General features: G+C 50.2%; 8 protein-coding genes and 1 riboswitch. Of the genes, 4 read left to right on the plus strand and 4 right to left on the minus strand.

Going from position 1 to position 11,572, the window contains the following annotated elements:
- Positions 1 to 277: 277 nt before the first annotated feature.
- Positions 278 to 1,441, plus strand: coding sequence for an iron-containing alcohol dehydrogenase (locus BC351_RS23305; protein WP_079415421.1), 1,164 nt, complete (start codon positions 278 to 280; stop codon positions 1,439 to 1,441).
- A gap of 217 nt (positions 1,442 to 1,658) precedes the next feature.
- Here the strand turns inward: BC351_RS23305 and BC351_RS23310 are convergent, their stop codons facing one another.
- Positions 1,659 to 4,073 carry an ATP-dependent DNA helicase gene (locus BC351_RS23310; RefSeq protein WP_079415423.1) on the minus strand — a complete coding sequence of 805 codons (2,415 nt, stop codon included), beginning with the start codon at positions 4,071 to 4,073 and terminating at the stop codon, positions 1,659 to 1,661.
- 147 nt (positions 4,074 to 4,220) lie between these two features.
- Here BC351_RS23310 and BC351_RS23315 point away from each other — a divergent pair, with 147 nt between their 5' ends.
- Positions 4,221 to 5,255, plus strand: a complete 1,035-nt coding sequence (locus BC351_RS23315) for a potassium channel family protein (protein WP_079415425.1) — start codon at positions 4,221 to 4,223, stop codon at positions 5,253 to 5,255.
- A gap of 52 nt (positions 5,256 to 5,307) precedes the next feature.
- On the opposite strand, the gene BC351_RS23320 is transcribed toward BC351_RS23315, so the two are convergent.
- The 3 genes from BC351_RS23320 to BC351_RS23330 all read right to left on the minus strand — a co-directional run bounded on the left by BC351_RS23320 (position 5,308) and on the right by BC351_RS23330 (position 7,348).
- Positions 5,308 to 6,714: a M23 family metallopeptidase gene (locus tag BC351_RS23320; RefSeq protein WP_158082201.1), complete on the minus strand. Its 1,407-nt coding sequence runs from the start codon at positions 6,712 to 6,714 to the stop codon at positions 5,308 to 5,310.
- A 100-nt stretch (positions 6,715 to 6,814) separates the two neighbouring features.
- Positions 6,815 to 7,042, minus strand: a complete 228-nt coding sequence (locus tag BC351_RS23325) for a cold-shock protein (protein ID WP_079415429.1) — start codon at positions 7,040 to 7,042, stop codon at positions 6,815 to 6,817.
- A gap of 105 nt (positions 7,043 to 7,147) precedes the next feature.
- Positions 7,148 to 7,348, minus strand: a complete 201-nt coding sequence (locus BC351_RS23330; RefSeq protein ID WP_079415431.1) for a cold-shock protein — start codon at positions 7,346 to 7,348, stop codon at positions 7,148 to 7,150.
- A 346-nt stretch (positions 7,349 to 7,694) separates the two neighbouring features.
- Between BC351_RS23330 and BC351_RS23335 the strand changes: the two genes are divergently transcribed.
- Complete coding sequence (locus tag BC351_RS23335) at positions 7,695 to 9,830, plus strand: multicopper oxidase family protein (RefSeq protein ID WP_244209154.1); 2,136 nt, start codon at positions 7,695 to 7,697, stop codon at positions 9,828 to 9,830.
- A 96-nt stretch (positions 9,831 to 9,926) separates the two neighbouring features.
- Positions 9,927 to 10,026, plus strand: a riboswitch (purine riboswitch).
- Positions 10,027 to 10,093: 67 nt separating this feature from the next.
- Positions 10,094 to 11,428 carry a 5'-deoxyadenosine deaminase gene (locus BC351_RS23340; RefSeq protein WP_079415433.1) on the plus strand — a complete coding sequence of 445 codons (1,335 nt, stop codon included), beginning with the start codon at positions 10,094 to 10,096 and terminating at the stop codon, positions 11,426 to 11,428.
- Positions 11,429 to 11,572 lie beyond the last annotated feature (144 nt).

The raw sequence follows: 11,572 nt of genomic DNA on the forward strand, positions 1-11,572 counted from the left end.
CCGCTAAGACGAATAGTACCACAAAAATGATAAGATCTGTCGTTGTTCACCTAACACAACTATAAGCAATTTCCAAAATATGATCCGATCGTCTAGTCGCCTCCAAACAACACATTTAATTTTAGATAATTAGATTCATCCAGCTGTAGAGAGGGTAAGCTGATAGTAAAGGCGGTTTGTCTTAAGAGAGGGCTTGTTTTGTTTTTTCAAGCTGCTTTCTATACAATGAAAACTAGTACGTTCAACTTTCCTACAGATTCACAGAGGAGGCACACCGATGAATACTTTTACATTTTACAATCCAACCACACTGCATTTCGGTCAGGGGCAACTGGAGAAATTAACAGCTGAGGTACCTAAATACGGCAAAAACGTGCTGCTCGTCTATGGCGGCGGAAGTATTAAACAAAATGGAATTTATTCGAATGTCCTTCATTTGCTAAAAGGCATTGACGCCCACGTCTTCGAACTTAGCGGTGTTGAGCCCAATCCGAGATTGACTACCGTTCATCGGGGAGTGGAATTATGCCGCAACCAGAACATCGACCTTGTGCTCGCAGTTGGCGGGGGCAGCGTTATCGATTGTGCCAAAGCGATTGCTGTAGGCGCTAAATACGCCGGTGATTTCTGGGATATTGTTACACGCAAAGCCTCCCCTACAGGCGCGCTGCCGCTTGGAACAGTTCTCACTATTGCCGCGACTGGCTCGGAGATGAATTCCGGCTCTGTTATCACCAACTGGGAAACAAAAGAAAAGCTCGGCTGGGGCAGCCCGTTCGCCTTCCCGAAATTTTCAATTCTCGATCCTGCTCATACCACTTCTTTGCCTGAAAACCAAACCGTTTACGGCATCGTAGATATCATGTCCCATGTCTTTGAGCAATATTTCCATCATACAACAAATACGCCTTTGCAGGACGGCTTCTGTGAGACCATTCTTCGCACCGTGATTGATACGGCACCACGCCTGCTTCAGGATCTGGAGAATCTGGAGGAACGCGCTACGATTCTATATAGCGGCACGATGGTGCTCAACGGTACTCTAAGCATGGGCGTTCGCGGTGACTGGGCCACGCATAATCTGGAGCATGCCGTATCCGCGGTTCACGATATTCCGCACGGCGGCGGGTTGGCTATCCTCTTCCCGAACTGGATGACCTACACACTTGATGCCAACGTGCCGCGTTTCAAACAATTCGCTCAGCGCGTCTTCGACATTGATGCGTCCAGCAAAACAGACCGCCAAGTTGCCGAGGAAGGGATTGCGGCACTCCGCGATTTCCTGGCTTCCATCGGTGCGCCAAGCAAACTGGCAGACTACGATATCGACGAGTCCAGCATCGAAGTGATGGCAGACAAGGCCATGATTTACGGCGATTTCGGCAACTTCAAGAAGCTGTCTCGCGAGGACGTCGTGAACATTTATCGCATGTCCCTGTAAGGAAAGAAGTGCTCACTGGCATGATCGTGCCGGTGGGCACTTTTTGCTTTGGTGGGGTTGGAGATGAGATGGCTCTTTGGGAGCCTGGGGGGGTGGGCGCAGGCGACCAATGAGACTGCCTTTTCGGCAGGCTCAGTCCTACTTCGCTTTAGCCCACTTTGGGCGCTAAGCCTGCCATTTCCGACTGCTCAGCGCGGGTTCGCGCGCAGGCTCAGTCCTACCGACGCCGCGAAGGAAGCACCGTGTAGTCGCGCCACTCCTCCGGCAGCAAGCGCTGGTACAGCGGCTGCAGGTAACGGTCGTCGATCAACAGCAGTACGCCGCGATCCGTTTCGGAGCGGATCAGACGACCGCCGGCTTGCTGGACTTTATTCATGCCGGGGAAGACGTAGGCGTATTCGTAGCCATTTTTGCCGGTGCTGTCCATGTAAGACTTGATCAGATTCCGTTCCGGACCTAACTGAGGCAAACCGACGCCCACGACAGCTACGCCTGTCAGCCGATCTCCCACCAAGTCGATGCCCTCGGAGAAAATCCCTCCCATCACAACAAAGCCTACCAGCGTCCTCTCCGTACCCGCCTGAAACGCGGCTAGAAACTGCTCGCGCTCTTCCTCGGACATGAGAGCTTGCTGAACAAGAACGTCCAGACCGCTCCCGGCTTCTCGCGATGATGCTCCATCCGCTGGCTGAGCTCCGACAAGATCGGTGAAAGCTTCATACACGCTGCTCATGTAAGCATAGGAAGGAAAAAACACGAAATAATTGCCTGGACGGCCCGTCACCAGCTCCAAGATGGAACGTGCAATCGGCTCACGGCTGCGCTCACGGTCTTGATAGCGTGTCGACAACGGCTGTACGAACACCTCCAATTGGTCTTTGCTAAAAGGGGATGGCACCGTCACCGAATAGTCCTCCTCTCCAGCACCCAGTGTGTCCATGAAATAGGACAGCGGCGACAAGGTCGCAGAAAAAAACACGTGGGATCGGTACCCTTTGCCCATTTGCCGAAGCAGATGGGAAGGGTCCAGACAGAATAGCTTCACATTAACCTCGTTCCTGTCACTAGCGGTGAACGTCACATACCGCTCATCAAACAACTTCGCGATACGCACGAAATTCTGCGTGCTAAAGTAAGCCTCAAGCAGCAGCGCAGGTTCCGTCAAGCGATCACTCTCGTCAGGAGTCGTCTCCCCTGAGAAAATGTCTGCACGCCCTTGATCCGCTCTGCCTCCCGCCCCGGCCAGCACCTTCTCAGCTGCTGCAATAAACACTTCGAGCTGTGCAATCAAGCTTTCCGGCAGCTCCGGCTCCACAAGCATAGGGCTGTCTCCCATTCTTTTGCGCAGCGCAATGAAATACTGATTGATCGCCTTGGCCGCATCGTGCAGCTCAGCATGAACGCCCTTGAACTCACGCTGCAGCGCAAGAAAGCTGGATTTCTGCAGCTCGCTGGAGTACATCTCCCGCGCACGATCAACGAGATTGTGCGCTTCATCGACAAGCAGAGCGGTTTGCCGCTTCTGCTCTTCGAACAGCCTTTTCAAATTCACCCGAGGATCGAAAATGTAATTGTAATCGCAAATGATCGCATCAGCCGCATAAGCGACATCCAAAGAAAATTCAAAAGGACACACACGATGCTTACGCGCATACGATTCAATGACGTGACGAGTCATCATCGTCTCATGCCGCAATAGATCTAATACCGCTTCATTAATCCGGTCATAGTAGCCGTCAGCGAATTCACAGTACTCCTTCGTGCAGCGGACTTCGTCCTTAAAGCATACCTTATCCTTAGCCGTGATCGTCACCGTATGAAGTCGCAGGCCCTGATCCTGCAAAAGCGAATAAGCTTCCTCCGCAGCCGTTCTTGTAATCGTCTTTGCCGTCAGATAGAATATCCGCTGCAGCAGCCCCTCACCTATCGCTTTGACCGCGGGAAAAAGGGTCGAAATCGTCTTCCCGATGCCCGTCGGGGCTTTGGCAAACAGCTTATGCCCTTCGTTTATCGTTTGATAAACAGCGCCTGCAAGCTTTCGCTGCCCTTCTCGGTAGCTGGGAAACGGGAAAGCGAGCTCCTTAATGCTCAGATTCCTGCGCTGTTCATGCTCATATTTGGCCAATGCATACGGATAGAATCGCTGCACGACATGAAAGACGAACTGCTCCAGCTCCTCGATGGAGGCCTCAACGACAAAACGCCGAACTTCTTCCGTCTCCACCTGCATATAGGTAAGTTGTACACGCATGCGGGTAAGACCCCGATCTTTGGCTACCATATAGGCATAGCACTTCGCTTGTGCCCAGTGAACCGGATAAGAGTCCGCCTCAATCAGGCTGATGTCCGAAGAGGTTGATTTGATTTCGTCCACAGTAACCGTTACGCCGTCTGGATCCAACAACAGACCATCACAACGTCCATCAATGACAAACAGCAGACCCTGATAGGTAATTTCCGCCGAAACATACACTTCATGCAGATCCAACTCGTCATATTGCTTCTGTAGTTTTTGGTGGGCTTTGGTTCCTTCTGTCAGCGCGCGGCTTGTCCGAAATCCCGACTCAATGCTGCCGCTGCGATACACATATTCCACCAAAGAGCGGACGGACATATTGAAGATTTCAGCCATTGTGATTCTCCATTTCAGAACATTTGTTCCTTATTTTAACACGCCTAAGCGGCAAAAATCCACTTTTCCAACAATAAATCAAACTATGATACAATGATGTCGTCCACATCCCATTTTTTCCATTTAGACCCATGAAAGGACAGCTCTATGTTCTATTTCAGTAAATTTTTTCTGAAGCTGCTGCGGATGAATAACAAGTTCCTTTTTGGACTAGCCGCTCTGTTTCTTGTAACTTCTTCAGTATGTGCTTACCTTTTGGAAAAAGAGACCTTCGGCAACGTCTTCAACGGCCTTTGGTGGGTGATGACAACCGTGACCACAACAGGCTATGGAGATTATTATCCGAGAACAGTGGCAGGCAAATGCCTTGGCATTTTTCTCTATGTCTTCGGTATAGGCTTGATCTCTGTAAGCATCGGGAAAGTGATTGATTCACTTTTTATCTACAGAAAGCGAAAGGAAGCGGGCAAATTGAGATACCAAGGGGAACAGCATTTTGTGATCATTGACTGGAGCAAGCATGCCGAGCTGGCCATTCAGGAAATCTTGAATACAGATACCGAAACTGAGATTGTGCTCATTGATATCATGGAGAAGACGCCTATTATCCATAACCGCGTTCATTATATTCAAGGGAATCCGTCTCATCTTGAAACGTTAGAAATGGCGAATATGACTAAAGCACGTTCGGTATTTGTTTTTGCCAATGATACGACAGCGGACCATACGATGCTTCGCGATCCTTCTTTCGTTGATGGCAAAACACTGCTCGTTGCCACGACCATTGAACGTAATTACAGTCATGTACATTCCATTGTCGAAATCAAAAATCGTGAAAACATGCAAAATTTCCAACATGTCAACGTCAATGAGTTCATTCTGGGCAACGAAACCATTTCGCAATTAGCTGTGCGTTCTGCTTTTTCGCCAGGTTCCTCCCGTATCGTATCCAAGCTGCTTACAAGGCAATCCGATAATAACTTTCATGTTCTTGGCCGCAGACAATCGTGGAGAACGTACCGCGACGCTTTCGAGCTGCTGCTGGAAGAAGGGGCAACCCTGATCTCCGATGGGGATCAACTGAATATCAACCGCAAGCTGGATCAGCTTATTCCGGAGGAAGCGCGGCTGTTCGTCATTTGCGATTTCGAAACCTATGAGCGTATTTCTGCGGTAAAATAAAAAAGGACACTGGGCCACGCTGCAAGTCAGCGGGTTTGGTGTCCTTTTTCTCCTAGCCTTTGGGCTCCACCCAGCGAAACGGTGTCGTGCCCCAGAACAGATCGGGATTGACCTGCACATTATGCGCCCAAAAGGTAAAGTGCAGATGCGGCCCCGTAGAAAATCCCGTCGTGCCGACCAGCCCAATAATATCGCCCTGCTTGACCCGATCGCCCGTTTTGACGCGCAGTTCAGACAGATGGGCATATTGCGAAAAAAGCCCCATCCCATGGTCAATATAGATGGAATTGCCAGTCAGGTACAAGCTGTCGGCTAACGCGACGACCCCGTCGTTGGTGGCTTTGATCGGGGTGCCTTCCTTGGCGGCCAGATCAACGGCCATATGAGCGCTGTCGTATTTCCCGTTCACATAACGGGTGTACCCATACGGCGTCGTCAAAATCCCCTCGATCGGCTTCACGAACGGACCGCTGAACAGGAACGCAGGCTCGGACTTGCTTCGAGCCTGATCAATCTTCTTCTGATCCGCATCAATGCGCGCCGTATCTTGCTTCATGCTTTCCATTTGAGCGGTCACCTTCAAATATTGCGTTTCAAACTTTTTGGCCCGAACGGTTAAGGTTTGGTCGCCAATCGGATATTTGCCTGGCTTGGCACTCATCGAAAGCGGCAAATAAGCGAAATACCCCGCTCCATACGGCTGAAGCGTGTAGGTTTTATTCAGCCATTGTATCGTCCCTGGCTCGTCATGACGCACCAGCACCACATCGCCAGGAGCGGCAGTTTCTGGCACAAGCTTCCACTTCGAGCCGATAATTGCCTTGGCTGCTGCCTGATCCGTATAGAGCACAGATTCCAGCTTCAACTGCTGAAGGTGATCCTTCTCCTTCTGAATCGCTGCCTTCATGTCCGGTGTCAGGCCATCCACCCAAGTCTGTCCGCCATCTATTGTTGCCAGCAGTGGGCTCTTGCTGTCTTTGGCGCTAGCGGGCAATGCCCAGCCGATGCGAGGCGTCAAGAACTGCGACTGCTTCACAGGAAATGTCGCTCCGCCTATAGTGACGGTTAGCGGTTTAGGCGTTTCCTGCTGACCTGTTAGACCAGCTTCCAAGCTAAGCAGCTCATTGAAAGGCCCGTCCGCTGGAAGGGCAGCCCCAGCTTCCTCGGCCGTGATGTCGGCTCCAATCGCATCCTGCCACTGATCCCCACCGTCTGCAGTCTTCATGACGCCATCGACGTATTTCACCCACCCTCGATCAAAGCCGAGCATCCGAAAAGAAACAGCCTCTCGAGGCGGCGGTGTTGGAATCGGTGTGGCTAGAGCGGCTGGGCTATCGGTTTGCTGACTCCATGTGGCAATTGCGCCAAGTGGGGACTTGCCCACTACAATAACCACACATGCCGCCAGTACGCATGCGCCCACTAATAACGGCCATTGACGTCGTTTGCTTGATTTCACAGAAATTGGTCCTCCCCGGTCCGACGAATAGTTGTACATCCTTTTCCAATAGAATAACACAAAAAACCCGAAGACAGTCATGCCCCCGGGTTCTCTTCTCTTATATTTGCACGCCTTTTTTGAGCGTTTTTTGATCACTATTCGTGTTATTAACTAATGGAAGTAACTTGACACTTCGAACCATGGTGGACTGACATAAATGACAAGTCGGTACGTGATCGAATGCAAAATTATCTCGCATCCAGCCTTTACAGCCTTCTTTTTCACAAGACCATATCGTCACATTTTCTAGAGGCATCTCTTCAAGCGACTTTTTTCTGGAATACATGATAAACCTCCTTAGTATTGCGCTATTTGGCAAAACCGTTAAGCCGCATGGACTAAATTGAAAAAGACTGCCATTACACAAGTAAAGGCAGTCTTTTTAATTATATTACAGTTTTACAACGTTTTCTGCTTGTGGTCCGCGGTTGCCTTGAACTACGCTGAACTCAACTTGTTGGCCTTCGTCCAAAGTTTTGAAACCGTCGCCTTGGATTGCGGAGAAGTGAACGAATACATCGTTGCCGCCTTCAACTTCGATGAAACCGAAACCTTTTTCTGCGTTAAACCATTTTACTGTACCAGTAGCCATGAGAAATACCTCCAAAAATTATTAACATGTTTTTTATTCTTCAAAGAGAAAAAAATTCACACATTGCAAAAGGTTCACTAACAAAAATGAAAACCCTTTACAATATGTGAATTCAGGTTCTTTTTGTCGATTGGATTCATCATACCATATCCATTTTGAAAACGCAAACTATTTCCAGTTTATTCATAACTATGTAATCGCTTACCTCATAAAACAAGCGGAATAGGGCACTGACATCTTCCCCCAACTTTGGTCTAGGTCTTCACTTAGCCTCTGGACCGTTTGAAGGGCCCCCAAGGGAATCTATACTTAAGTTATCGCAAATTATTTAGGAGGGTTCTTCATTGTGTACAGCATAAGCACTCAAATTATCTTATTCGCTAGTCTCATGTATCTCGTTTTCACTTGGATCGGGAGTGTCAAAGCTTCAGGGCTGCTTTATAGCCGTCATATAGAAAAACTTCACGACAAAACGCGCAAGGTGCTGTTCTGGTCGTGGTTTCCAATCCTTCCAGCTGCTGCTGTCATCAGCCCCATTGTCTGGATACAGCAAACGATGGATCCTATCTTCTGGTTAGATCGTGTATGTATTCAAGCTCCGCTCGTGATTGTGCCGCTCTTGACCGTTTGGCTCATATCGGTTCCCAAGCTGTTTAAACTGCGTTCTTTGACCAAGCAAATAAAAGCAGAGCAGAATGCACTCGAACAAAGCGAAGCCATGCCGCTGGAAACCGTCATTTACCAAAGGGCCGCAAGTCCAGCACTTATTCTTCCCTTCCAAATGACAGCATTAGGCGCATTAACAGCCCTATATTTCTCCTTGGTGCCTCCGGTTTGGTTTCAATGGCTCGAGATGTCCATTCCACTCGCTGTCTTCGCAGTCGCAACGGCAGGGCTGTGGTGGAGACATCAGATGCGTTACAGGCAGGTGGGCAAAATGGCCAACTATGTGATCCCCGCTTTCTGGAAGCGTGGCTTAACGATGCTGAGCGTACTAGCCGTAGTCGCAGGATCGGCATACTACCTATTCACAATCGCCATGAACAACAGTGAATTACCGCCCGAAATTGATATGGCAAGCGGAACCTCGGATTACGGCCGGCAGTCCGTATTGGGAAATGGCAGTCTGCCTGCTTACAATGGCGAGAAGGGGGCTATGAACGACTCCTCTGCCACAATGGTTGCGGTCGCTGATCTAAGCGGGTCGCGCGAAGTAACGCCGGATCGTCGCTTCACACTAACCGCGCAGAAAAAGACCGTAACGCTAAGCTCAGGTAAAACCATAGACGCTTGGACCTACAACGGCCAGATCCCCGGGCCAGAGCTGCGCGTGAAAGCAGGAGAGTTGGTTGAAGTGACATTGGTCAATGAGGACATTGAACAAGGTGTTACCCTTCATTGGCATGGCTTGGATGTGCCAAATGGGGAGGATGCCGTTGCCGGAGCTATGCAAAATGCCGTCATGCCCGGCGAAACCTATACTTACCGTTTCCGCGCGGAGCAGGTGGGTACCTTCTGGTATCATTCCCATCAGGATTCCCAGGAAGCCGTCAGCATGGGATTGTTTGGTTCCCTCATTGTAGAACCCAAAGAGACACCTCTGCAGGAGGTCAAAGATATTACAGTGATGACACATCGCTGGAAAGGCGCTGCGCTGGCTATCGGCGCATCCGATCAGCTCGAACGCATGACGATCGCGCCGGGGACGTCCGTTCGGTTAAGGCTTATCAACACGGATGATTGGATTCAGCAGAAATATACGCTGGTGGGTACACATTTTGAGGTTGCTGCGATTGATGGCACGGACCTGAATAAGCCCGACATTTTGACTAATACTCATCTCACTGCTGCTTCAGGCGGACGTTATGACTTGGCCTTCATCATGCCGGAGCATCCGGTATACCTCGATGTTGGCGAGAACGATAAGCTAGGTATCCTGATGTCACCGGATGGAAGAGGGGAGATTCCAACAGTTCCTAGGACCATTGCTTTTGATCCATTTCAATATGGCAGTCCGGCGGCCACGCCTTTTGATGCAAGCAGCTCGTTTAATCGAGAGTTCACTTTAGTTTTAGATAATAAATTAGGCTTCTATAATCGCCAAATGGATTTTTTGTACACATTGAACGGACATGTATTCCCAAAAACGCCGATGCTGGAGGCAAAAGAGGGAGACCTCGTCAAAACTACAATCGTCAATCGCGGCATCATTGATCATCCGATGTATCTCCACGGACACCGTGTACTCGTGCTGTCTCGCAATGGCAAGCCCTCCACGGGCAGTCCATGGTGGACAGATACACTGGACGTTCAGCCGGGCGAGACGTATGAGGTTGCGTTCGTCGCCAATAATCCTGACCTCTGGATGGATCATCGCCATAACCTCGCGCATACTGCAGCTGGAATGATGATGCACTTACTGTACGAAAGAGTGACAACTTTCTATTCCTTTGGCAGCGGAACTCAGAATCACTCGAAATGAAAACGTCATTTTCATAAAAGAGGGAGGGCATGTCAGTTAATCTAACGCACTGTTGACAAATTTCAGCGATCCGTTTACGCTAGAGGAAAGCAAAAGCGAACTGAATAGGATCCATTTCGTATAACCTTAATAATTGGATTAAGGGTCTCTACTTAGAAACCGTAAATTTCTAGCTACGAAAAATGTGCATACCGGCATATTTTTCGTGGCTATTTTTTGTTCCCTAGCTTCATACTCTAGATGGAAATAGGAGGTTTGTAACGATGACAACCATTTTAATTAAAAATGCTGAAATTGTGACCATGAACCGTAAAAATGAAATTGTGAACTGGGATATTTTAATCGAAAATGATCGGATTACGGCGATCGGCCCGGACTTAGACCCTCCGCAGGTGGATAAAATCATTGATGCTGCCAACCGCACGGTCATTCCCGGCTTTGTCCAAACGCACATCCATCTTTGCCAAACCATTTTTCGTGGCAAAGGCGACGATTTGGAATTAATGGATTGGTTGAAAAAGCGGATCTGGCCGCTCGAAGCCTCCCATGACGAGGAGTCCATCTATTACTCCGCGCTGCTTGGCATTGGCGAGCTGATCCAAAGCGGTACGACAACGATCGTCGATATGGAAACCGTGCATCATACGGACTTCGCCTTCCAAGCCATTGCCTCCAGCGGCATCCGCGCGCTTTCTGGCAAAGTGATGATGGACAAAGGGGATGAGGTTCCCTTTGCCTTGCAAGAGAAAACAGCCGAATCCCTTCAACAAAGCGTGGATTTGCTCGAAAAATGGAACGGCCATGACGACGGCCGCATTCAATATGCCTTCTCGCCGCGCTTCGTCATCTCCTGTACGGAGGAGCTGCTGCGTGAGGTTCGCAGCTTGTCAGAGCAGTACCAAGTGAAGGTGCACACGCACGCTTCCGAAAATCTCGGCGAGATCGAGATTGTGCAAGCCGAGACCGGCATGCGCAATGTCGTCTATCTCGACCATCTTGGTCTGGCCAATGAGCGCCTCATTCTGGCGCATTGCATATGGCTCGATGACGAGGAGAAGCGCATCATCCATGAGCGTGGCGTCCATGTGAGCCACTGTCCCGGCTCCAACCTGAAGCTGGCTTCAGGGATTGCCGAGACGCCGGAGCTGCTGAAGCTCGACATCTCCGTCAGCTTAGGAGCAGACGGCGCACCGTGCAACAATAATCTCGACATGTTTAACGAGATGCGGCTCGCGGCGCTGATCCAGAAGCCCATCCACGGGCCGACCGCGATGAACGCGCAAACGGTCTTCCGCATGGCGACCATTGGCGGTGCCCGCGCGGTCGGCATGGAGAAGGAGATCGGCAGCATCGAAGTCGGCAAGAAAGCCGACCTGGCGATCCTCGATCTCAATAACTTCCACACGTACCCGTCCTTCGACGTGGACCCGATCTCGCGCATCGTCTACTCTGCGACGCGCGCCGATGTGGAGACGACGATCATCAATGGTCGGATCGTCATGGAGAACCGCATCATGCGGACGATCGACAAGGACATCGTCCTCCCAGAAGCGAACCGCTCCATCAAGCGGCTGCTGCAGCGTGCCAATCTTCGGTAGGCGCGGCGATGGGGCGTCAGGTCAGGTGAACCTCCGTCTAGGAGGTCGCCTTGATGATTGTCTTTGCTTTTGGAGTTTTCTCCTGCACCGTGTAGATGAAACGGAACTACGATCCTCTATTTTGGGTGAATAGCGGCAAACGGA

Source organism: Paenibacillus ferrarius, assembly GCF_002027705.1.
GTDB classification, from domain to species: Bacteria; Bacillota; Bacilli; order Paenibacillales; family NBRC-103111; genus Paenibacillus_E; species Paenibacillus_E ferrarius.